Annotated in this window: 22 protein-coding genes; 16 read left to right on the top strand and 6 right to left on the bottom strand. The window is 73.4% G+C overall.

Annotation, left to right across the window (positions count from 1 at the left end):
- The first annotated feature begins 76 nt into the window (after positions 1-76).
- The 3 genes from dnaJ (at position 77) to AB0G08_RS04100 (ending at position 2,241) form a co-directional block, all read left to right on the top strand.
- Complete coding sequence (gene dnaJ / locus AB0G08_RS04090; protein ID WP_358082770.1) at positions 77-1,270, top strand: molecular chaperone DnaJ; 1,194 nt, start codon at positions 77-79, stop codon at positions 1,268-1,270.
- Between the two features lie 46 nt (positions 1,271-1,316).
- Complete coding sequence (locus AB0G08_RS04095) at positions 1,317-1,757, top strand: helix-turn-helix transcriptional regulator (RefSeq protein WP_121399143.1); 441 nt, start codon at positions 1,317-1,319, stop codon at positions 1,755-1,757.
- 274 nt (positions 1,758-2,031) lie between these two features.
- Positions 2,032-2,241 carry a hypothetical protein gene (locus tag AB0G08_RS04100; protein WP_358082773.1) on the top strand — a complete coding sequence of 70 codons (210 nt, stop codon included), beginning with the start codon at positions 2,032-2,034 and terminating at the stop codon, positions 2,239-2,241.
- A 160-nt stretch (positions 2,242-2,401) separates the two neighbouring features.
- On the opposite strand, the gene AB0G08_RS04105 is transcribed toward AB0G08_RS04100, so the two are convergent.
- The 3 genes from AB0G08_RS04105 to AB0G08_RS04115 form a co-directional block, all read right to left on the bottom strand.
- Positions 2,402-2,833, bottom strand: coding sequence for a hypothetical protein (locus AB0G08_RS04105; protein ID WP_358082776.1), 432 nt, complete (start codon positions 2,831-2,833; stop codon positions 2,402-2,404).
- Between the two features lie 175 nt (positions 2,834-3,008).
- Positions 3,009-4,214 carry a cation:proton antiporter gene (locus tag AB0G08_RS04110; RefSeq protein ID WP_358082930.1) on the bottom strand — a complete coding sequence of 402 codons (1,206 nt, stop codon included), beginning with the start codon at positions 4,212-4,214 and terminating at the stop codon, positions 3,009-3,011.
- 7 nt (positions 4,215-4,221) lie between these two features.
- Complete coding sequence (locus AB0G08_RS04115; protein WP_121397280.1) at positions 4,222-4,722, bottom strand: TrkA C-terminal domain-containing protein; 501 nt, start codon at positions 4,720-4,722, stop codon at positions 4,222-4,224.
- 269 nt (positions 4,723-4,991) lie between these two features.
- Here AB0G08_RS04115 and clpB point away from each other — a divergent pair, with 269 nt between their 5' ends.
- The 13 genes from clpB (at position 4,992) to AB0G08_RS04180 (ending at position 16,302) form a co-directional block, all read left to right on the top strand.
- Positions 4,992-7,583: an ATP-dependent chaperone ClpB gene (clpB, locus tag AB0G08_RS04120; protein WP_358082780.1), complete on the top strand. Its 2,592-nt coding sequence runs from the start codon at positions 4,992-4,994 to the stop codon at positions 7,581-7,583.
- A gap of 143 nt (positions 7,584-7,726) precedes the next feature.
- Entirely contained in the window at positions 7,727-8,107 is a 381-nt protein-coding gene (locus AB0G08_RS04125) for a hypothetical protein (RefSeq protein ID WP_358082783.1), read from the top strand.
- Positions 8,108-8,261: 154 nt separating this feature from the next.
- A complete protein-coding gene (locus AB0G08_RS04130) occupies positions 8,262-8,888 on the top strand; it encodes a DUF4178 domain-containing protein (protein ID WP_358082786.1) in 627 nt (208 codons plus the stop codon).
- On the top strand, positions 8,888-9,394 hold the full coding sequence (locus AB0G08_RS04135) for a DUF2617 family protein (protein WP_358082789.1): 507 nt from the start codon (positions 8,888-8,890) through the stop codon (positions 9,392-9,394). The genes AB0G08_RS04130 and AB0G08_RS04135 overlap by 1 nt, the downstream gene beginning before the upstream one ends.
- On the top strand, positions 9,391-9,816 hold the full coding sequence (locus AB0G08_RS04140) for a DUF4247 domain-containing protein (RefSeq protein WP_358082792.1): 426 nt from the start codon (positions 9,391-9,393) through the stop codon (positions 9,814-9,816). Before AB0G08_RS04135 ends, AB0G08_RS04140 begins: the two co-directional genes overlap by 4 nt.
- Positions 9,817-9,847: 31 nt before the next feature.
- A complete protein-coding gene (locus AB0G08_RS04145) occupies positions 9,848-10,270 on the top strand; it encodes a DUF350 domain-containing protein (RefSeq protein WP_089002664.1) in 423 nt (140 codons plus the stop codon).
- Positions 10,270-11,070, top strand: coding sequence for a hypothetical protein (locus tag AB0G08_RS04150; protein ID WP_358082795.1), 801 nt, complete (start codon positions 10,270-10,272; stop codon positions 11,068-11,070). The genes AB0G08_RS04145 and AB0G08_RS04150 overlap by 1 nt, the downstream gene beginning before the upstream one ends.
- The gene (locus tag AB0G08_RS04155; RefSeq protein ID WP_358082798.1) at positions 11,067-12,635 is read left to right on the top strand and encodes a polyamine aminopropyltransferase; all 1,569 of its coding nucleotides are present in this window, start codon (positions 11,067-11,069) and stop codon (positions 12,633-12,635) included. The genes AB0G08_RS04150 and AB0G08_RS04155 overlap by 4 nt, the downstream gene beginning before the upstream one ends.
- Positions 12,636-12,749: 114 nt before the next feature.
- Positions 12,750-13,592 (top strand): hypothetical protein, encoded by an 843-nt coding sequence (locus tag AB0G08_RS04160; protein WP_358082801.1) that lies wholly within the window; start codon positions 12,750-12,752, stop codon positions 13,590-13,592.
- A gap of 72 nt (positions 13,593-13,664) precedes the next feature.
- Positions 13,665-14,339 carry a hypothetical protein gene (locus tag AB0G08_RS04165; RefSeq protein WP_358082804.1) on the top strand — a complete coding sequence of 225 codons (675 nt, stop codon included), beginning with the start codon at positions 13,665-13,667 and terminating at the stop codon, positions 14,337-14,339.
- Positions 14,340-14,348: 9 nt separating this feature from the next.
- A complete protein-coding gene (locus AB0G08_RS04170; RefSeq protein ID WP_358082807.1) occupies positions 14,349-15,158 on the top strand; it encodes an SDR family oxidoreductase in 810 nt (269 codons plus the stop codon).
- A gap of 169 nt (positions 15,159-15,327) precedes the next feature.
- A complete protein-coding gene (locus AB0G08_RS04175) occupies positions 15,328-15,867 on the top strand; it encodes an orotate phosphoribosyltransferase (protein ID WP_358082810.1) in 540 nt (179 codons plus the stop codon).
- 57 nt (positions 15,868-15,924) lie between these two features.
- Complete coding sequence (locus tag AB0G08_RS04180; RefSeq protein ID WP_007073957.1) at positions 15,925-16,302, top strand: metalloregulator ArsR/SmtB family transcription factor; 378 nt, start codon at positions 15,925-15,927, stop codon at positions 16,300-16,302.
- Between the two features lie 58 nt (positions 16,303-16,360).
- On the opposite strand, the gene AB0G08_RS04185 is transcribed toward AB0G08_RS04180, so the two are convergent.
- The 3 genes from AB0G08_RS04185 to AB0G08_RS04195 form a co-directional block, all read right to left on the bottom strand.
- Positions 16,361-17,074 carry a VTT domain-containing protein gene (locus AB0G08_RS04185; protein WP_334604555.1) on the bottom strand — a complete coding sequence of 238 codons (714 nt, stop codon included), beginning with the start codon at positions 17,072-17,074 and terminating at the stop codon, positions 16,361-16,363.
- 252 nt (positions 17,075-17,326) lie between these two features.
- Positions 17,327-19,852, bottom strand: coding sequence for a polynucleotide kinase-phosphatase (locus AB0G08_RS04190; protein WP_358082813.1), 2,526 nt, complete (start codon positions 19,850-19,852; stop codon positions 17,327-17,329).
- The gene (locus AB0G08_RS04195) at positions 19,849-21,327 is read right to left on the bottom strand and encodes a 3' terminal RNA ribose 2'-O-methyltransferase Hen1 (protein ID WP_358082816.1); all 1,479 of its coding nucleotides are present in this window, start codon (positions 21,325-21,327) and stop codon (positions 19,849-19,851) included. The genes AB0G08_RS04190 and AB0G08_RS04195 overlap by 4 nt, the downstream gene beginning before the upstream one ends.
- Positions 21,328-21,332 lie beyond the last annotated feature (5 nt).

The raw sequence follows: 21,332 nt of genomic DNA on the forward strand, positions 1-21,332 counted from the left end.
GACGACCGGACCGTCCCGCCCGCCCGCAGAGGGCGGGCGGGACGGTCGGTCCCCAGCTAGGGAAGGGGGTGGACCGGTGAGTTCCAAGGACTGGATCGAGAAGGACTTCTACGCCGTGCTGGGCGTGGACAAGGCCGCCTCCGCCGACGACGTCAAGAAGGCGTACCGGAAGCTGGCCCGGGATTCGCACCCGGACCACAACCCCGGCGACCCGAAGGCCGAGGAGCGTTTCAAGGCCGCCTCCGAGGCGTACGCCGTCCTCGGCGACGACGCCAAGCGGCGGGAGTACGACGAGCTGCGGTCGCTGTTCGGTTCGGGGGCGTTCCGGCGCGGGGCCCGTGGCGCCGGCCAGCCCGGCGGCGTGCCGTTCGACGTCTCCGACCTGTTCGGGGGCGCCGCCGGCGGGGCCGGTGACCGCCGCTTCGGCGGGGCCGGCTTCCAGGACCTGTTCAGTTCGATCTTCTCGGGCGGCGCCGGTGGCCCCACCGGTCCGGCGGCGGCCCGTGGCCCGGCCCGGGGGCGGGACGTCGAGGCCGAGGTGGCCCTCGACTTCGGCGACGCCGTACGCGGGGTGACGATTCCGCTGACCCTGCGCGCCCCGGGAGTCTGCGACACCTGCCACGGCAACGGAGCAAAGCCCGGCACCCAGCCGCGCACCTGCCCGGTGTGCCACGGGGCCGGGGTGACCAACCGCAACCAGGGGTCGTTCAGCTTCTCGGAGCCGTGCCGCAACTGCCAGGGCGTGGGCACGGTCGTGGAGGAGAAGTGCCCCGAGTGCCAGGGCACCGGCGGGGTCACCAAGACCCGCACGCTGAACGTCCGCTTCCCGGCCGGGGTGGCGGACGGGCAGAAGATCCGGCTGGCCGGGCGGGGCGAGCCCGGCGCGCGGGGCGGGCCGGCGGGCGACCTCTTCGTACACGTCAAGGTGCGGCCGGACGAACTGTTCGGGCGTACCGGCGACGACCTCACGCTGACGGTGCCGGTCACGTTCGCGGAGGCCGTGCTCGGCACGGACCTGCGGGTGCCCACCCTCGACGGCGCGGTGACCCTGCGGGTGCCACCGGGCACGCCGAGCGGCCGGATCCTGCGGGCCCGGGGCAAGGGGGTGGTCCGCCGTGACGGTCAGGCGGGCGACCTGTTGGTGACGCTCGACGTGGTGGTGCCCGCGCGGGTGTCCGACGAGGCGCGTGCGGCGTTGGAGACCTTCGCCGCGCAGACCCCGCCGGCCGCCCGGGAACATCTCGAGGCGCGGGTACGTCGATTCAGTTGACCCGGTGTTCAGTCGGCTCGGTGGAGTGCACGCGGAGGTGAGCGGGATGTCGGACGAGTTCGTCGGCTCGGGTGACCCTGCCTACGAGGCCAAGGTGCTGATGATCTCGGTGGCGGCGCGGATGGCGGGGATGCACCCGCAGACCCTGCGCCAGTACGACCGGTTGGGCCTGGTCCAGCCGGGCCGGGCCGCCGGCGGCGGGCGCCGCTACAGCGTCCGCGACGTGGTGCTGCTGCGCGAGGTGCAGCGGCTCAGCCAGGACGACGGCATCAACCTGGCCGGGGTCAAGCGGATCATCGGGCTGGAGCGGCTGCTGGAGCAGGCGCAGCAGCGGGTGGCCCGGCTGGAGGCGGAGCTGGACGCCGCGTACCGCCGGATCGCCGAGCTGGAGGCGCTGGCCCGCTTCCCGGGCAGCGACCTGGTGCCGACCAACCGCACCTCCACCGCGCTGGTGGTCTGGCGTCCCCGCCGGGGCCCCGAGCGCTGACGACACCTGACCTCACCGCGCCCGGCCGCCCTCCCGCGGCCGGGCGCGGTCGTCTCCGCCGTCCCTTCCGGCGCGTCACGTCCGACGTCGCGCCGGACACCACCCCGACCTGCGCACCGTCGGTGGAACACCACGGGTGTCACCGCCCGTCGATGACACCCGTGGCGTTCCACCGGACGTGGTTGGCGGTTCGTCAGCGGGGGCGGCAGCGGATCCGCTAACCTGCGAATCAGGTCCAACCAGCTTAATCCGGACTCCAATGGCAGGGGGAGCCATGGCGGAAGCGGCGAGGAAGGTTGCCCAGCAGGCGGAGGAACGGCTCGAAGAGGTGGCGAAGAACGTCCGGGAGAGGTTCGACCGGGTCACCGAGGGCCGCCTCACCGACAAGATCAAGAACGGCACGTCCGCCGACCAGCCCGACGACGGCACCGACCGGGGGCGCGACACGGCGAGACGCGACAAGCAGGGCGGATCGGAACACTGACGATCCGCCGACGTGCGGGCCGGGACCCACGGGGGGTCCCGGCCCGCACGTCGTCGGTGGGTGCGGGCCGGGACGCCAGGAGCCCAGGGCGGGGGTCCCGGCCCGTTCGTCGTCGGTGGGTGCGGGCCGGGACGCCCGGGGGCCAGGGCGGGCGTCGCGCTCAGGCGATGCGGCGGTTCTCCCGGACCAGGCCGCCCTCGCACCAGTCCCGGTAGACGAAGAGTTCCGGGCGGGCCAGCAGCGCCCGGCTGTTGTACGCCCAGGTGCGCATCAGGTCGTCGCCGTTGCGCTCGGCCTGCTCGACCAGCTTGCGGAAGCGCCGCTTCGGGTGGGCGCGGAAGTTCGTCCGGATGCCGTCGGCAGCGTAGATGTAGAGGCAGTGCAGCGCGAACCGGCGCGCCGGGCAGGCCGGGTCCATCGCCAGGTCGAAGAGCACCGCCACCAGCCGGTCGCCGGAGACCAGCAGGTCCCAGTCCGGCGGCATCGAGGTCAGCGGTACGGAGTCCGGCTGGTAGGCCCACGTCCGCAACTCGGTGGGGGTCGGGTCGACGGGGTTGGCGAAGCCGTGGAACGTCGACTCCTGCACGCTCACGGCCAACCTTCCGCTCTCGTCCGCGGGGGCCTCGGCCACCCGCGAGCTCTGGCTGCTGGGGCGAAACGGTAACCCGGAGCGCGGATCGGCGGTAGACCCCGTGGGGAGCAATTCGACACCCGTTGGCCGAGGGCCGACCGACCGTACGGTCGATCCGGCCCTCGGCCAACGTGGGTCAGTCCGGTACGGGTGCCGGCCGGCTCCGCTGGGCCGCGCCGCGCTGCCGCAGCCAGCGCTTGAACCACGCGAAGTCGGGCAGCCGTGCCAGCATCGGCCCGGTAACCACGGTGATCAGCACGTACGCCGTGGCGAGCGCCGCCAGTTTCGGCTCGACGCTGCCGGCTGCCACCGCGAGGCCCGCGATGACGATGGAGAACTCACCCCGTGGCACGAGGGCGAGACCGGCCCGCCATCGACCGGGCTCGGCGATGCCGACCCGGCGGGCCGCCAGGTAACCGGTGAGGGTCTTCGTCCCCATGGTGACGATGGCCAGCGCCAGCGCGGGCAGCAGCACCGGCGGGATGTCCCGGGGGTCGGTGACCAGGCCGAAGAAGACGAAGAAGACCGCCGCGAAGAGGTCCCGCAGCGGCGTGAGCAGTTCCGTGGCGTGGTGCGCCACCGGCCCGGAGAGGGCGATGCCGACCAGGAACGCCCCGACCGCCGCCGACACCTGGAGCTTCGCCGCGATGCCGGCCACGAGCAGGGTCATCCCGAGTACGCCGAGCAGCAGCGCCTCCGGGTCCTTCGCCGACATGGCCGTGGAGATGATGTTGCCGTACCGGATGGCGACCACCAGCACCAGGAGCACGGTGCCGACCGCGACGCCGAGCGCGATCCCGCCGCCGAGCAGGCCGGTGCCGGCGAGCACGGCCGTCAGCAGGGGCAGGTACAACGCCATGGCCAGGTCCTCGATCACCAGGACCGAGAGGACCACCGGCGTCTCCCGGTTACCGAGGCGGCCGAGGTCGGCGAGCACCTTGGCGATGACGCCCGAGGAGGAGACCCAGGTGATGCCGGCCAGCACCAGGGCGGCGACCCAGTCCCAGCCGAGCAGCAGTGCGAACGCCGCCCCCGGCAGCGCGTTGAGCACCCCGTCGATCAGCCCGGCGGGGGCCGCGGCGCGCAGGTTGCCGACGAGCTCGTTGGCCGAGTATTCCAGGCCGAGCATCACCAGCAGCAGGATCACGCCGATCTCGGCGCCGACCGCGAAGAACTCCTCGCTGGCGGCGAGGGGGAGCAGGCCGCCGTGCCCGAAGGCGAGCCCGGCGAGCAGGTAGAGGGGGATGGGCGAGAGGCCGATCCGGCGGCTCAGCCGACCGAGGAGGCCGAGCAGGAACAGCAGCGCGCCGACTTCGACGAGCAGGGTTGTCGTGTGGTGCATCCGCGCCTCAGCCGTCCGGGTCACTGTCGGCGAGGATGGCTGTCACTCCGTCGAGACCCTTGCGGGTCCCGACGACGACCACCACGTCACCGGCGGCGAAGCGGAAGGACGGGTCCGGCGAGGCGATCACCTCGCCGTGGCGCAGCACCGCGACGATCGAGGCGCTCGTGCGGGAACGTGCCTGCGTGTCGCCGAGCTTCCGGTTGACGTACTTCGACCCGGCCGGAATGGCGATCTGCTCGGTGAGCAGCCCGGCGGCCTGGTCGCGCAGCCCGGAGAGCTGGCCCAGCATCAGGGACGCGCCGAGGATGTCGGCGAGCGCCTCCGCCTCGTCGTCGGTCAGCGGTATGTCGTGCTGACATGAGTCGGGATCGTCCGGGTCGTACAGGACGAGGTCACGGCGGCCATTGCGGTGGGAGACGACGCCGAGGCGGCGGCCGGATTCCGTCAGCAGATCGTGACGGACCCCGATGCCAGGCAGGGCGGTCTGTTCGACACGTACGCGCACGCGGCCAGGCTACTCCCCGCCGTCACCTGCGGATCTTCTCAGGCGGCCGCCTGCCGCTGAGTGATCTGTCAGTGCTTCTCCGCCACGGACCGCGCCGCGACGGGTCACCGCCCGGGCGGTACGTGATGTCGTGGACGATTCAGCTCGACAGGGGCCGCGCGCCGGCGAGCGGGCGCAGAAGTGATCCAGCTCACGTCGCCAGGGTTGAGCGGAATAGGCTCAACTCTGGTTGTGTCCTTCCCAGTGGACACGCCGATCCGGGGGAGCCCATGAACACGGAACGTCTCACCACCAAGAGCCGCGAAGCCATCACCGGTGCCGTCGCGGTGGCGAACCAGCGCGGACACGCCACCGTGGAGCCCTGGCACCTGCTGCTGTCACTGCTGGACACCGCCGGCTCGACCGCAGCCGGCCTGCTGCGCGCCGTCGGGGCCAATCCCGTCGAGCTGCGCCGGGTCGCCCAGCGCTCGGTCGACAACCTGCCCGCCGCGCGGGGCTCCAGCATCGCCGAGCCGACCCTGGCCCGGGAGTTCGTCAACGCCATCGGGGCCGCCGAGCAGATCGCCCGGCCGCTCGGCGACGAGTACACCTCCACCGAGCACCTGCTCGCCGGTCTGGCCCGGGTGGGCGGCGCGGTGTCGAACGCGCTGAAGTCGGCCGGCGCCACCGAGGAGACGCTCGTCGCCGCCTTCCCGTCGGTACGCGGCGGGGACCGGCGGGTCACCAGCGCCGACCCCGAGCAGACCTACCAGGCCCTGGCGAAGTACGGCGTGGACCTGACCGCCAGCGCCCGCGACGGCAAGATCGACCCGGTCATCGGCCGGGACTCGGAGATCCGCCGGGTGATCCAGGTGCTGTCCCGGCGCACCAAGAACAACCCGGTGCTCATCGGTGAGCCGGGCGTCGGCAAGACCGCCATCGTGGAGGGCCTGGCCCAGCGGATCGTGGCCGGCGACGTACCCGAGTCGCTGCGGGACAAGAAGCTCGTCTCGCTCGACCTCGGCGCGATGGTCGCCGGTGCGCAGTACCGCGGCCAGTTCGAGGAGCGGCTCAAGTCCGTCCTGGAGGAGATCAAGAACTCCGACGGCCAGGTCATCACCTTCCTCGACGAGCTGCACACCGTCGTCGGCGCCGGCAAGGGCGAGGGCTCGATGGACGCCGGCAACATGCTCAAGCCGATGCTGGCCCGCGGTGAGCTGCGGATGGTCGGCGCGACCACGCTGGACGAGTACCGCGAGCACATCGAGAAGGACCCGGCCCTGGAGCGCCGCTTCCAGCCGGTGCTGGTCGGCGAGCCGACCATCGAGGACACCATCGGCATCCTGCGCGGCCTGAAGGAGCGCTACGAGGTGCACCACGGCGTACGGATCACCGACGCCGCCCTGGTCGCCGCCGCCTCGTTGTCGGACCGCTACATCACCGACCGGTTCCTGCCGGACAAGGCGATCGACCTGGTCGACGAGTCCGCGTCCCGGCTCCGGATGGAGATCGACTCCCGGCCGGTCGAGGTGGACGAGATCGAGCGGGCGGTGCGCCGGCTGGAGATCGAGGAGATGGCGTTGGCCAAGGAGCCGGACGCCGCCTCCGCCGAGCGGCTGGAGCGGCTGCGCAAGGAGCTGGCCGACAAGCGCGAGCAGCTCACCGTCCTGTCGGAGCGCTGGCAGCTGGAGAAGAGCCACATCACCAAGCTCTCCACCGCCAAGGAGGAGCTGGAGCGGCTCGGCGGCGAGGCCGAGCGGGCCGAGCGCGACGGCGAGCTGGAGCGGGCCGCCGAGCTGCGCTACGGCCGGATTCCCGCCCTCAAGGCCGAACTGAAGCAGGCCGAGGAGGAGCTGGCCCGGCTCCAGGCCGAGGGCGCGATGCTCAAGGAGGAGGTCGGCGCGGACGACATCGCCGCCGTGGTCGCCTCCTGGACCGGCATCCCCGCCGGCCGGCTGCTGGAGGGCGAGACCGCCAAGCTGCTGCGGATGGAGGAGTCGCTCGGCGCCCGCGTGGTCGGCCAGGCCGAGGCGGTCGGCTCCGTCTCCGACGCGGTCCGCCGCGCCCGGGCCGGCGTCGCCGACCCCGACCGCCCGACCGGCAGCTTCCTCTTCCTCGGCCCGACCGGCGTCGGCAAGACCGAGCTGGCCAAGGCGCTCGCCGAGTTCCTCTTCGACGACGAGCGGGCGATGGTCCGCATCGACATGAGCGAGTACGGCGAGAAGCACTCCGTCGCCCGGCTGGTCGGTGCCCCGCCCGGATACGTCGGCTACGAGGAGGGCGGCCAGCTCACCGAGGCGGTGCGCCGCCGGCCGTACTCGGTGATCCTGCTCGACGAGGTCGAGAAGGCCCACCCGGACGTCTTCGACATCTTGCTCCAGGTGCTCGACGACGGCCGGCTCACCGACGGGCAGGGCCGCACGGTCGACTTCCGCAACGCCATCCTGATCCTCACCTCCAACCTGGGGTCGTCGGTGATCGGCGACCTGACGCTGGCCGAGGAGCAGCGCCGGGAGGGCGTCCTCGCGGTGGTCCGCTCGCACTTCAAGCCGGAGTTCCTCAACCGCCTCGACGACATCGTGGTCTTCGCCGCGCTGCGCGGGGACGACCTGCGGGCCATCGTCGACATCCAGCTGACGCGGATGCGCAGGCGTCTCGCCGACCGTCGCCTCGGCCTGGAGATCACCGAGCCGGCCCGGGTCTGGCTCGCCGAGCACGGCTACGACCCGATCTACGGCGCCCGCCCGCTGCGCCGCCTGGTCCAGACGGCGATCGGCGACCAGCTCGCCAAGGCGCTCCTGTCGGGCCAGATCCGCGACGGCGACACGGTCAAGGTCGACCTGGCGGACACCAGGGACTCCCTGGCGGTCTCGACGGCCTGACCCCCGTCCCGCCCCGGCCGGCGACGCCGGCCGGGGCGGATCCGCGTCGATCAGGAGGTTTGCGCCTCGGCAACGCCCGACCGAGGGCGCGAACCTCTTGATCGACAGGGTGGGCGGGGGTGCGGCGGGGAAGGAACAGGGGCATGTTCGGTATCGGGAAGAAGCGGGACCGGGAGGTCGAGGCGGCCCTCGACGAGCTGCGGCAGGCCGACACGGTGGCGTTCGGCGGGGTGGGGATCGCCGGCACGCTGCTGCCGGTGACCGAGGCGTACCGGCGGGTGGAGGCGGCGCTCGCGGAGGACCCCGAGGGCGTACGCGGGCAGCTCGACCGGCTGCTCACCGAGGCCACGCCGGCCGGCCGCGTCTACGCCGCCACGCTGCTGGAGCACGCCGACCCGACCGCCGGGCGGGCCGCCTGGACGGCGCTGCGCGACGACCCGGCCGAGTTCGGCACCTTCACCGGCTGCGTCATGGGCCGCACCACCCTGCGCGAGTACGCCACCGGGCACCTCTCCCGGGGCTGACCCCCGGCGCTCGGGGACGGGCCTGGGGCACACCGGGGAGGGTCCCGGCGCAGGGCACGCCGGGTGACTGTTCCCTCACTCAGGAGACAGCGTGTTTCCCCAGGTGCGCGGGGTTGTTACCGTCTGCGCCGACGTACCTGGGGAGGTGGTCGGGATGAGCGGGACGATCGCATACGTGCTGGCGGCGATGGGCTGTCTGGTCGGAGTGGCGGGTCTGGTCGTGGCCGCGGTGGCCTGGAACCGGACGCGTTCCCGCCCGCAGCAACGGCCCAAGGGACCGGGCGACCCGCTGCGGGACCGGGACGCCGACGCGCTGCGCGGCGACCCGCGCCGCCTGAAGCCCGGCGACATCGTCGAGATCCGGGGCGTGTCGTACGCGGTGCGCGGCTCGATCCGCCTGGTCGAGGGCGGCTGGAGCTGGGCCGAGCACCTGCTCGACGACGCCGCCGGCGTGCGGCGCTGGCTCTCCGTCGAGGAGGACCCGGAGCTGGAGCTGGTGCTCTGGGGGGCCGAGCGGGGCGCCACCGTCACCCCCGGCGCCCCGACCATCGACTTCGCCGGCCGCCGCTACAACTGGAACGAGTCCGGCCAGGCCCGCTACACCGCTGTCGGCAACACCGGTCTCGACCCCACCGGCACCATGCGGTACCACGACTACCAGGCGCCCGGCGGGGCCCGGCTCTCCTTCGAGGCGTACGGCGAGGCGGGCTGGGAGGTGGCGCTCGGTGAGCTGCTGCACCGCGGCGACGTGATGATCTACCCGCAGGCCGAGGTGGGCTGATGCTCGTCACCCTCGATGCCCCGTACGTCGACACCAGCGCCGCCGACCTCAGCCTCGCGCTGGACGACGTCGAGCGGCCCGCGCTGCACGTGCTCGACCTCGACCTGCCCGGCGACGTCCGGCTGCGGCTGCGGCTGCTCGGCGCCTCGCACCAGGTGGTCCTGCACGCGCCCGGCGCCACGCTGACCGAGACGGTCGCCTGCCTGCCCGGCCGCCCGCCCGAGCTGCCGCCGGCGGTGCGGGACGAGGCGGGCGGCTACCACTTCACCGCGACCGTGCTGCGGCCCGCCGGCACCGGGCTCAGCGAACAGGTCGCCGCGCTCCGGGCCGACCTGGCCGACGACCCGTACGCCCTGGTGGGCGTGTTCCCCGGCGACGCCGACGCGGTGACCGCGCTGGCGGTCCGCCCCGATCCGCCGGCCGGCACCCTCGCCTGGCGCACCTGGCACGCGTATCCCCAGACCAACGAGCTGGTCCTGACCGAGACGGTGGTGGCACTGCGATGACGTACCGACGCTGGTTCGTGGTGGGGGTGGCGTTCGCCGTCATCGGCGCCCTGGTCGCCGCCTTCGCCATCTTCTACGGCAGCTTCTCCCCGCGCGGTTACGTGGAGGACAAGTACAGGCGGGCGGCGAGCCACGACATCGGCCGCAACGCCATCGCCTACACCTCGAACCGATCGCCGAGCCAGGTGGCGAAGGAGGTCACCGAAGCGTGGCAGCCGGCCGACCAGTACGTCGACGGCAGCGGCGTCTACCTGCGCTACGACGACGACTCCGTGGTGATCCTGCCGATCGCCGCCGGCTCGGTGATCCTGCTGGAGCGCATGAGCACCGCCTACCCCCGCTACCACTCCACGGTCGGCTCCCACTGGGGCTGGGGCCGTGGCAGCACCGTCCGGGGCGGCGGCCCCGGCAGCGGCAAGTGACGCCCCGACCCCCCTCACCCTGGAGCCTCCTGTGCAGACCCTCGTCACCGATCTGCTGGTCACCCTCGCCTACGGGGCGGTCGGCGTCCTGCTGATGGGCATCGGCTACGTCCTGGTGGACCTCGCCACCCCCGGCCGGCTCAACCAGCTGATCTGGACCGAGCGCAACCGCAACGCCGCGCTGCTGCTCGCCTCGAACCTGGCCGGCGTCGGCATCATCGTGGTCGCCGCGATCGCCGCCAGCGACGACGACTTCGTGCTCGGCATCGTCGGCGCGTCCGCGTACGGGATCCTCGGCCTGGTCATCATGGCGGCCGCCTTCGTGCTGCTCGACGTGGCGACGCCGGGCAAGCTCGGCGAGATCCTCGTGGACCAGCAGCCGCACCCGGCGGTCTGGGTCTCCGCCGTCGTGCACCTCGCCACCGGCGCGATCATCGCCGCCGCGATCAGCTGATGGCCACGGCGAAGAAGCCCGCCGGGCGGCCAACGGCGGGCGGAAGCGCGACCAAGAGCGGCAGCTGGATCATCTGGGCGGTCGTCGCCGGGCTCTTTTTGTGCTGCGTGGGGATCGGCGTGGTCAACGGCAACGACGGCGGCGACGACGTGCTGCCCCCGACGGCGCAGGAACGCGGCGACACCGTGCCCATCCTCCAACGCTCCAGCGACAGCCAGGGCATCTGCTACGGCTGGGTGCTCCGGGACTACTACCGGTACACCGACCTCAGCGTCGGATCGAACCTCGGCGACGGGGTGGCGGTCGAGGAGAACGCCGCCTGCCCGCGCTGGGTGCAGGTGGTCGCGCGGGTCGCGTACACGTCGGAGAGCAGCGAGAGCAACGACTTCGCCCGCGTCACGGTGGAGACGTCCGACGACGTCCCCGCGTTGGCCCGCCTGCGGATGCAGAACGGGCTGGAACGGCTCGGGCTGACCGAGGACGCCTTCGTCGACGAGCCGGGCTGGGCGGTCACCCGGGCCGCCGTCTCGCTGCCGTTGCTCGCCGCCGAGGCGGGGGTGGTGGAGCCGGCTCCGACCCCGGCAGCCGCGACAGGCGAGCCGTCGCCGCTGCCGGAGACCAGGAGCGACCTCTGGCGTGACCGCTGGGGCTACTTCCTCGCCGCGTTCGGCCTGCTGCTGTTCACCGCGCTGCTGTTCGCCGTCGGCTTCTGGCAGCGCGGCCGCCAGCACCGCAAGGAGGCCGAGGGGCAGGGGACCGCGCGGGTGAGGGCCGCCGGGCGTACGCCGGAGGGTCGGTGACCGTCGACGCGCCGGCACCCGCGCGGTGGCGGCTGTCCCGCGCGGCGGTGCTCGTCGCGGTCTTCGTCTGCGCCGCCTGCGGCCTGGTCTACGAGCTGGCCCTGGTCGCCCTGGGCAGCTACCTGATCGGGGACACGGTCGGGCAGGCGTCGATCGTGCTCGGCGTGATGGTGTTCGCGATGGGCGTCGGCGCGCTCGCCGCCAAGCCGTTGCAGCCCCGGGCCGCCGCCGCGTTCGCGGCGATCGAGCTGGCCCTGGCCCTGCTCGGTGGCCTCTCCGTGCTCGGCCTCTACGCGGCCTTCGCGTGGCTGGACCTCTACGGCCCGGCGCTGATCGGCACCGCCTTCGTGCTCGGTCTGCTGATCGGCGCGGAGATCCCGCTGCTGATGGTGCTGCTGCAACGCATCCGGGAGCAGGCCGCCGGCAGCGCGGTGGCCGACCTGTTCGCCGCCGACTACGTCGGCGCGCTGCTCGGCGGGCTGGCCTTCCCGTTCCTGCTGCTGCCGGTCTTCGGTCAGCTCAAGGGGGCGTTGGTGGTCGGCGCGGTGAACGCCGTCGCCGGCCTCGCGCTGGTCTGCACGGTCTTCCGCCGGGAGCTGAGCCGCCGGGCCCGCGTCGCGCTCGGCGCCGGCAGCGTCGTGGTCTTCCTCAGCCTCGGGTACGCGTGGGTGACCGCGCACGACTTCGAGCTGACCGCCCGCCAGCAGCTCTACCGGGATCCGGTGGTGCACGCCGAGCGCAGCCGGTACCAGGAGATCGTGCTCACCCGCTCGGTCGCCGAGACCGGCCGTGCCGGCACCGACCTGCGGCTCTTCCTCAACGGCGACCTCCAGTTCAGCTCCGTCGACGAGTACCGCTACCACGAGGCGCTGGTGCATCCGGTGCTGAACGGCCCGCGTGGCGAGGTGCTGGTGCTCGGCGCCGGGGACGGCCTCGCCGTACGCGAGCTGCTGCGCTACCCGGACGTCCGGCGGATCACGGTGGTGGACCTGGACCCGGCGGTGGTGGCGCTGGCCCGCAGCGAGCCGCAGCTGCGCCGGCTCAACGGCGGGGCGCTCGACGATCCCCGGGTGCGGGTGGTGCACGCCGACGCGTTCTCCTGGCTGCGTACCGCCGCCGACCGGTTCGACGCGGTGGTGGCCGACCTGCCCGACCCGGACGAGACGGCCACCGCCAAGCTCTACACGGTCGAGTTCTACGCGCTGGTGCGGGCGGTGCTCGCCGAGGGCGGCCGGCTGGTCGTGCAGTCCGGCTCGCCGTACTTCGCGCCCCGGTCGTACTGGTCGATCGAGGCGTCGCTGCGCGAGGCGGGCTTCGCCACCACGCCGTACCACGTGGACGTGCCGTCCTTCGGCGACTGGGGTTTCCTGCTGGCCGCCCCCGGCCCGACCGCGCCCGCCCTGGCCCTGCCGCCGGACGCGCCCGCGCTGCGCTTCCTCGACGTGGCCACGCTCTCCGCCGCCGGCAACTTCCCCGCCGACCGCCGCCGGGTGGACGTGCCGGCCTCCACCCTACTCCAGCCCCGGGTGCTGGAGTACGCCCGCGCGGAGTGGCGCGGCTACTGACGCGTCGCCCGTGGCCCGCCGATCGCCCCGCCGTCCGGCGGGTCGGTGTCCGTCTGACGTGCCCGAGTGGCTCGACCTGGATACGGTGTGACCGCGATCTAGGGAAGGAGAATCATGGTCGATTCCCACAACACGCCGGCCCGCACCCGGCCGGGTGTGGTGACCATTTCCACGTATCTGCTGTGGCTGTTCGCGCTCACCCAGCTGATCGGCCTCATCATCACGCTCGCCACCGTCGGCACCATCTCGGAGGTGCTCGACGACGCGTACCGGGGCACCGACGCCAACGGCACGCAGAACCTGGCGGACATCACCACGATGATCACCATCGGTGGCGCCGTCTTCGTGCTGCTGATCGCGGTCGTGCTGGCCGTGCTCGGGGTGTTCAACAACCGGGGCAGCAACGGGTCGCGGATCACCACCTGGGTGCTCGGCGGCATCATGGTCTGCTGCACGGGCGGCGGGCTGGCCAGCGGGCTGGGCGGCGGCATTGGCACCGGTCAGACGACCGGCGACGGGCCGAGCCCGGAGGAGATCCAGCGTCGTCTCGACGAGGCGCTGCCCAGCTGGTTCAACCCGGTCACCACGCTGCTCGGCGTGCTCGGACTGCTCGCGCTGCTCGCCGCGCTGATCCTGCTGGCGCTGCCGAAGGCCAACGAGTTCTTCCGCAAGCCGAAGCAGGCGTGGGAACCGCCGGTCCCGGGTGCGGCCTACCCGCAGACCGGACAGCCCGGCTACCCGCAGACCGGCCCGGCCGGCCAGCCCGGCTACCCGCCCACGCCGGGTTATCCGTCGACGCCGGGGCAGCCGCAGGCCCCCGACCAGCCGGGCTACCCGCCGGCTCCGGGCAGCCAGCCGCCGTCCGCTCCGTACGGCGGGGACCAGCCGGGGTCGCACCCGGGTGGCGAGCAGCCCGGGTCGGACCGTCCCGGCCCGACCCCGCCGCCGGTGAGTTGACCGGTCGACGACAGCGACGCCGACGGTCCCTCCGAGTAGGTTGCAACCCGACGCCTACCGGAGGGACCCGTCGTGTCGTACCCCGATAGGGCACCGGCCCGCCGCCCGGCCGTGGTCACGGCGGCCGTGGCGGTGCTGGCGCTGATGGCGGTCGCCGCCCTCGCGTACGCCGCCGCCGGTGTGGCGACGCGGGGCGGCACCGTCGACCGGTTCCGCGCCGCCGCCGACGGCACCTCGGCGCGACCGGACCAGATCGACCGGATGGTCACCCTGCTGGGCATGTCCACCGTGTTGACGGCGGTGGTGAGCCTGCTCGCGGGGCTGCTCCTCGGCGGTCTCGCCCTCGGCCTGCGGGCCGGGCGGGACGGCGCCCGCACCGCGACCTGGGTGGTCTCGGGGCTGGGGCTGATCGCCGGGTGCTGCGGGCTGGCGCTGCTGGTCGGCCAGCGTGCCACCCCGCTCGGGTCGGGTGAGGACGACCGGGCGACGGCGGAGCTCTTCGGCATCCTCGCCGACGCCTACCCGTCCTGGTGGATCCCCCTGGGCGCGGGGCTTTCCGTCGGCCAGGTGCTCGGTTACCTTGTGGTAGCCGTGCTGCTGGCACTGCCGGCGGCCAGCGCCTGGTTCCGCCGGCGGCCCGCGCCGTCCACCCCGCACCACCCTCCGGCGTCCCCCGCGCCGCCACCCGCTCAGCCCCCGCACCAGCCGCCCTGGGCGCCGCCCGCGCCCCCGCACCAGCCGAGGTGAGGACCGCCCGTGACGCTCGACCAGTCGACCAGCGAGCGGCGGGCCCTCATCACCGGTGCGACCGCCGGCATCGGCGCCGCCTTCGCCCGCCGGCTGGCCGCCGACGGCTGGCACCTGGTGCTGGTGGCCCGGGACGCGGCCCGGCTGGCCGCGACGGCCGCCGAGCTGATTGGGCGGCACGGCCGGGAGGTCGAGACGCTCCCGGCCGACCTGTCCACCGACGACGGTTGCGCGACGGTGGAGCGGCGGCTGGCCGAGGGGTCGCCGGTCGAGTTGCTCGTCAACAACGCCGGGATCAGCCTGAACACCCCGTTCCTGCGGTCGTCCGCCGACGACGAGGCGCGGCTGCTGCGGCTCAACGTGCACGCCGTGATGCGGCTGACCCTCGCCGCCCTGCGTCCGATGACCGAGCGGCGCTCCGGGGCAGTGATAAATGTCTCTTCGGTTGCGGGGTTCGGCGCGGTCATGCCGGGATCGACATACTCCGCCAGCAAGGCGTGGGTCACCAACTTCAGCGAGTCCGTCGGCCAGTCCGCCCGGCCCTTCGGCGTACGCGTGATGGCGCTCTGCCCCGGCTACACCCGTACGGAGTTCCACGAGCGCGCCGGCATCAACATGTCGAAGACGCCGGAGTGGATGTGGCTGCGGGCCGATGACGTGGTCGACGAGGCCCTGCGTGACCTGCGGAAAGGCAAGCTGGTCAGCGTTCCCGCCTGGAAGTACAAGCTCGCCGTGGCGGGCCTGCGGCACGCGCCCCGGCGGCTGCTGGAGCGGGTGTCCCGGGACACCCGGGGCCGGATCGGCCGCGACGCGGGCTGAGTGCCCGATCGGGGCCGGTCCGCCCCGTCGACCCTCGTCGATTGCCCGCTTTGCCCGGCTGAACGGTCGCTCAGCGTAGCCAGGCATCGCCACCCGTCGGTCGTCCCCAGGGCTGATCCGGGTGGACCCCACACACGACTCCCAGACTTGAGCAGTACCCTCTATCGGCATGGGGGACCACGACGACCTGCGTAAATTCATCACTGACCTGGCGGTGGTCCACGGCCGGGTGGTGCTCTCCTCAGGTCGCGAGGCCGACTGGTACGTCGATCTACGTCGCGTCACGCTCCATCACGAGGCCGCTCCGTTGGTGGGGCGCGTGATGCGTGACCTGACGGCCGACTGGGAATACGAAGCGGTGGGCGGGTTGACCCTCGGCGCCGATCCGGTGGCGCTGTCGATGGTGCACGCCGCGTCCGGGACAGGCCGCCCGCTGGACGCGTTCGTGGTTCGCAAGACAGGCAAGACGCACGGGCTCCAGCGTCGGATCGAAGGGCCGGACGTGACCGGCCGGCGGGTGTTGGCGGTGGAGGACACCTCGACCACCGGGGGAAGTGTGTTGACGGCGGTCGAGGCCCTTCGCGAGGTAGGGGCCGAGATCGTGGGTGTGGCGGTTATTGTTGATCGAGGCGCCGGCGACGCCGTACGAGCCGCCGGACTGCCGTATCGGGCGGCCTATACGTTGGCTGACCTCGGCCTTGTGGCGTAAAAGTCTGCCGATTCGGATCCGCCGATATGCAGGCGGATCGATGCTGCTGGTGGAAGGATGGAATACGTGGGAACTGCGTTGGCTGAAATGACTATGCCTCAGATCTCGCCGCTTGCCGGCGAGCCGATCGAACGTGCCGATGCCGAGCGTCTCGCGGGGGTCCTCAAGGCCCTCGCCGACCCCGCTCGACTCCGGCTGCTCAGCCTGATCCAGTCGGCGCCCGAGGGCGAGGCGTGCGTGTGCGACCTGACCGCACCCCTCGGCCTCTCGCAGCCGACGGTCAGTCACCACCTGCGTATCCTCACCGAGGCCGGCTTGCTGGAGCGGGAGAAGCGCGGTGTCTGGGCCTACTACCGGCTGGTGCCGACGGCGATCGCCACGATCGCCGATCTGCTGACCCCGCCGCGCAAGCGCGCCACCAAGAAGGCGCGCTGACCTTCACCGATCGTCCGGTGCCATCCCCGACCGGGGACGGCGCCGGACGGCCGGTCGGTCAGTGCTTGCCGTAGTGCTCGCGGGTCTCCCGGATCGCCTCCTCGGCGGCGGCCCGCTCCTGCGGAGTGGTGCCACGCCTGGCGGCCATCCACGCCCGGAGCAGTTCGACGGCGATCGGGATGACCGAGATCAGCACGATGCCGATCAGGATCATCTCGATGTTCGCCTTGACGAACGGGATCTGGCCGAGGAAGTAGCCGAGCACGGTCACGCCCGTGCCCCAGAGCACGCCGCCGATCACGTTGTAGATCACGAACGTGCGGTAGTTCATCCGGCTGACCCCGGCGACGATCGGCGTGAACGTCCGCACGATCGGCACGAAGCGGGCCAGCACGATGGAGCGCGCGCCGTACTTCTCGAAGAACTCGTGCGCCTTGAGCACGTTCTCCTGCTTGAACAGCCTCGAGTTCGGCCGGCGGAACAGCGCCGGGCCGACCTTGCGGCCGAACGCGTACCCGACCTGGTCGCCGGCGATCGCCGCGATGGTGATGAGCAGGCAGACCAGCCACAGCGGGTAGGTGATGTACTTCCCGTCCGCCGTGAGCAGCCCCGCCGTGAACAGCAGCGAGTCGCCCGGCAGGAAGAACCCGATCAGCAGGCCGGACTCGGCGAAGACGATCACCAGGATGCCGATCAGCCCGAACGTCGAGATCAACACCTCTGGATCGAGCCAGCTCGGCCCCAGGGCCAGGGTGGTGGTGGGCGTCGGCACGAGGCGACCTCCGATGTATGCCGGTCGGTGACGGATCGTCCGTAGTCTAGGTGGCTGCCCGTCGTGCCGGTGCTCGACGTCACACCGGTGCCCTGCCGGGCCGCCTCAGCGGGGTGCGACGACGAGCGTCTGCACCGCGCCGCCCACGGTGCCCTCGGCGTCGGCCAGCCGGCTCGCCGGGGCCGGCGTGCTGGGCGGCGGGTCGCCCGCAGCGCTCGTCACCCGTTGCTCGCCGTCACCCGTCGCCGGGTGTCACAGCCGGGGGTCGACCGGCTCGGACTCGCAGGCCAGGATCGCGAAGACCAGCTCGTGCCGGCGCCACAGCGGAGCACCCGCGACCAGCGCGTCCAGCGCCGCCAGCCCCAGCCCGTGCTCGCGCAGTGCCAGCCCCCGCTTGCGCCCCAGCGACCGGCGACGCAGCGCGGCGAGCTGCTCCGGCTCGTCGTACCCCGGGCCGTAGATGATCCGCAGGTACTCCCGGCCCCGGCACTTGATGCCCGGCTGGAGCAGCGAGCCCCGCTCGGTCCGGGCGGCCGGGCCGGCGTACGGCTTCACGACCATGCCCTCGCCCCCGACCGCCGTCAGCGCCAGCCACCACTGGGTGGCCGCCGCCTCGGCGGCCGGATCGGCCAGGTCGACGACCTGGCGACGGGTCGGCGTGAAGAACTCCGGGTCGGCGGCGCAGAGCCGGTCGGCCAGCCCGAGGTGCCAGCCGTGGTCCCGGTCGGCGTAGCTGGCCTTCGCGCCGGCCAGCACCGCGAACGGGGCCAGGGTCACCCCGCGCAGCCCGTCGGTCGGCCCCACGTACGCCCGGTAGGCGTCCGAGTAGGCCAGGATCTCGTCCCGGCGCCGGGCCGTCCGGTCGCGCAGCGCGTCCACCGGCAGGCCCCGACCGGCCGCGGCCTCCAGCGCGGCCAGCGCCGCCGGGAGCGCGGCCCGGCCGGCGGCGCCGACTCCGGCGTACTGCTCGCGGATCAGCCCACCCGCCTTGGCCGACCAGGGCAGCAGCTCGCAGTCGAGCAGCAGCCAGTCGGTCCCCAGCTCGTCCCAGAGCCCCGCCCCGCCGACCGCCGCACGCACCCGGTCGAGCAGTTCCGTGTCGAGCGGCGCGCCGAAGAACGGCCGGCCGGTGCGGGTGTGCACCACCCCGCCGCCCGGACCGAACGGCCCGCCGTCGGGCTCCCGGCAGACGAGCACCACCGCCCGCGAGCCCATGTGCTTCTCCTCGCAAACCACCCGGTCCACGCCCGCCGCGCGGTAGTCGGCGAACGCCTGCGCCGGGTGCTCCAGGAAGCCGCCCGCCGTGGCCGTCGAGCAGGGCGCCATCGTCGGCGGGAGCCAGGCCAGCCAGCGCGGGTCGACCGCGAAGCGGCTCATCACCTCCAGCGCGGCGGCGGCGTTCTCCGCCGGCACGGTCAGCGACCCGTACGCGTGCTCGATGTGCCGCCGGCCGGTCACGTCGGTCAGTTCCAGCACCTGGTCCGGCCGGGCGGGAGCGGCGGCCAGCGGCCGGACCGGGGCGTACCACTCCCGCTCCGCCGGCACCGACACCAGGTCCTTCTCGGGGTAGCGCAGCGCGGTGAGCCGGCCGCCGAAGACGCAGCCGGTGTCGACGCAGATGGTGTTGTTCACCCACTCCGGCACGGCGGCGGGGGTGTGCCCGTAGACCACCATCGCCGAACCCCGGTACTCCCGCGCCCACGGGTAGCGCACCGGCAGCCCGTACTCGTCGGTCTCGCCGGTGGTCTCGCCGTAGAGCGCGAACGAGCGCACCCGGCCCGAGGCACGGCCCTGGTAGGCCTCCTTCAGCCCGGCGTGCGCGACCACCAGTCGGCCGCCGTCCAGCACGAAGTGGCTGACCAGGCCGTCGATGAAGGTCGCCACCTCGGCCACGAAGGCGTCCGGCTCCGCCGCCAGCTGCTCCATCGTCTCGGCCAGCCCGTGGGTGAGCCGCACCTCTCGGCCGCGCAGCCGGCGCAGCAGCTTCTGCTCGTGGTTGCCGGGCACGCAGATCGCGTGCCCGGCGGCGACCATGCCCATCACCAGGCGGAGCACGCCGGGGGAGTCCGGGCCGCGGTCCACCAGGTCACCGACGAAGACGGCGGTACGCCCCGACGGGTGCGTCGCGTCCACCGGCCGGCCCCGCTCGTCGCGGCGCAGCTCCCAGCCGAGGCGGACGAGCAGCGCCTCCAACTCGGCGCGGCAGCCGTGCACGTCGCCGACGATGTCGAACGGCCCGGTCAGCTCGCGCCGGTCGTTGAACAGCTTCTCGTAGCGGATCTCCGCGGCCTCGATCTCCTCGACGCCGCGCAGCACGTGCACCTTGCGGAAGCCCTCCCGGGCCAGCTGCCCGTACGACCGGCGCAGGTCGCGCTGCATCCGGGCGAGCACCTGCCGGCCGAAGGTGCGGTCGGCGCGGCCCTCGGTGCGTTCCCAGGCCAGCGCCTCGGGCACGTCCAGCACGACGGCCACCGGCAGCACGTCGTGCTCGCGGGCCACCCGCACCAGGGCGGCCCGGGCGTGCGGCTGGAGGTTGGTCGCGTCGACCACCGTGAGCCGGCCCCGGCGCAGCCGTGTGGCGGCGACGTGGTGCAGGGCGTCGAAAGCGTCGGCGGAGGCGGACTGGTCGTTCTCGTCGTCGGCGACCATCGCCCGGAACGCGTCCGAGGAGAGCACCTGGCTGGGCGCGAAGTGCCGGCGTGCGAAGGTGGACTTGCCGGAGCCGGAGACGCCGACGAGTGCGACCAGAGCCAGCTCGGGGATGTCGAGGGTGGTCACGGGTTCTCCTTCCGGGTCAGCACGACGAGCTGGGTGGGGGCGCCGACCTCGGGATCGTCGTCGCCGATCCCGCCGATCGCGGCGGTGTAGCCGTACGTGGTGGACACCCGGTCGACCCAGGCGGCGAACTCCGCGCGGGTCCACTCGAAGCGGTGGTCGGTGTGCCGGAACCGCCCGGCGGGCAGTCCCTCGTAGCGGACGTTGTACTCGACGTTCGGCGTGGTCACCACGACGGTGGCCGGCCGGGCGTGACCGAGCACGGCGTCCTCCAGGGCCGGCAGCCGGGGCGGGTCGACGTGCTCGATCACCTCCATCAGCACCGCCGCGTCGTACCCGCGCAGCCGGTCGTCCCGGTAGGACAGCGCGGACTGCCAGAGCCGGATGCGGTCCCGCTGCCGCTCGGGCAGCCGGTCCAGCCGCAGCCGCCGCGCGGCCAGGGTCAGCGCGTGCGTGGACACGTCGGTGCCGACGATCTCGGTGAACCGGCGGTCGCCGACCAGCGCGGCGAGCAGGGCGCCACCGCCGCAGCCGAGGTCCAGCACCCGGCTCGCACCCGCCTCGACCAGCGCGCCGAGCACCGCCTCCCGCCGGCGCGCGGCCAGTGACGCCCGGCGGGCCGTGACCTGCCCGCCCTCCCCGGTCGCCTCGTCCGTGGTCGTGCCCTCCCCGGTCGCCTCGTCCGCGGTCGTGCCGTCGGCGGCCGGCTCGTCGGTCGGGTGTCGCTCGGCCAGGCGCGTCAGGGCCAGCCCGGCCAGCGCCCGCCGGTGCGCCAGGTAGCGGCGGGTGATCACGTCACGCTCCGGATGGTCGGCCAGCCAGCCCTCGCCGGCCCGGAGCAGCTTGTCGACCTCGTCCGGCGCGACCCAGTAGTGCTTCGCGTCGTCGAGCACCGGAAGCAGGACGTAGAGGTGGTTGAGCGCGTCGGCGACGCGCAGCGTGCCGGTCAGCGTCAGGTCGACGTACCGGCTGTCGCCCCACTCCGGGTGCCGCTCGTCGAGCGGGATCGGGGCGGCGGTGACCGCCCAGCCGAGCGGGCCGAACATCCGGACCGCCACGTCCGCGCCGCCCCGGCAGCGCAGCACCGGCACCCGCACCTGAAGCGGGATCGGCGTACGGGCCAGCTCGGGGCGCTCGCGGGACTCGCCGCGCAGGGCCGAGCGGTACACCTTGGACAGCGCGGAGGAGAGCAGGCTGGACGCCGCGTAGGGCCGGTCGTTGACGTACCGCCCGAGGGTGAAGCTGTCCGGGGTCGGGGCCTGCTGCCGGCCGCGGCCCTTGCCCCGCGCGCCCGCCAGCCGCAGCGGGTCGACGTCGAGCAGCAGGGCGGCGGTGCACCGCTGCTCGCCCGCCTCCGGATAGAAGACGTGCGCGGTGCCGACCGGCACGTCGAAGGAGTGCGCGCGGTCGGGGTGCTTGACCAGGAGGTGCCCGAGGTCGGTGGCCGGCCGGTGCGTGGTGGTCAGGGTGAGCAGCACGCGCC

It is taken from the genome of Micromonospora sp. NPDC023644, from assembly GCF_040640115.1.
Classification (GTDB): Bacteria; Actinomycetota; Actinomycetes; order Mycobacteriales; family Micromonosporaceae; genus Micromonospora.

Excerpts from the sequence above, each read along its gene's own strand:
- AB0G08_RS04095 (WP_121399143.1), top strand. The coding sequence starts at position 1,317 with ATGTCGGACGAGTTCGTCGGCTCGGGTGACCCTGCCTACGAGGCCAAG.
- AB0G08_RS04100 (WP_358082773.1), top strand. The coding sequence starts at position 2,032 with ATGGCGGAAGCGGCGAGGAAGGTTGCCCAGCAGGCGGAGGAACGGCTC.
- AB0G08_RS04110 (WP_358082930.1), bottom strand. The coding sequence starts at position 4,214 with ATGCACCACACGACAACCCTGCTCGTCGAAGTCGGCGCGCTGCTGTTC.
- clpB (WP_358082780.1), top strand. The coding sequence starts at position 4,992 with ATGAACACGGAACGTCTCACCACCAAGAGCCGCGAAGCCATCACCGGT.
- AB0G08_RS04125 (WP_358082783.1), top strand. The coding sequence starts at position 7,727 with ATGTTCGGTATCGGGAAGAAGCGGGACCGGGAGGTCGAGGCGGCCCTC.
- AB0G08_RS04130 (WP_358082786.1), top strand. The coding sequence starts at position 8,262 with ATGAGCGGGACGATCGCATACGTGCTGGCGGCGATGGGCTGTCTGGTC.
- AB0G08_RS04135 (WP_358082789.1), top strand. The coding sequence starts at position 8,888 with ATGCTCGTCACCCTCGATGCCCCGTACGTCGACACCAGCGCCGCCGAC.
- AB0G08_RS04140 (WP_358082792.1), top strand. The coding sequence starts at position 9,391 with ATGACGTACCGACGCTGGTTCGTGGTGGGGGTGGCGTTCGCCGTCATC.
- AB0G08_RS04150 (WP_358082795.1), top strand. The coding sequence starts at position 10,270 with ATGGCCACGGCGAAGAAGCCCGCCGGGCGGCCAACGGCGGGCGGAAGC.
- AB0G08_RS04160 (WP_358082801.1), top strand. The coding sequence starts at position 12,750 with ATGGTCGATTCCCACAACACGCCGGCCCGCACCCGGCCGGGTGTGGTG.
- AB0G08_RS04175 (WP_358082810.1), top strand. The coding sequence starts at position 15,328 with ATGGGGGACCACGACGACCTGCGTAAATTCATCACTGACCTGGCGGTG.
- AB0G08_RS04180 (WP_007073957.1), top strand. The coding sequence starts at position 15,925 with ATGGAATACGTGGGAACTGCGTTGGCTGAAATGACTATGCCTCAGATC.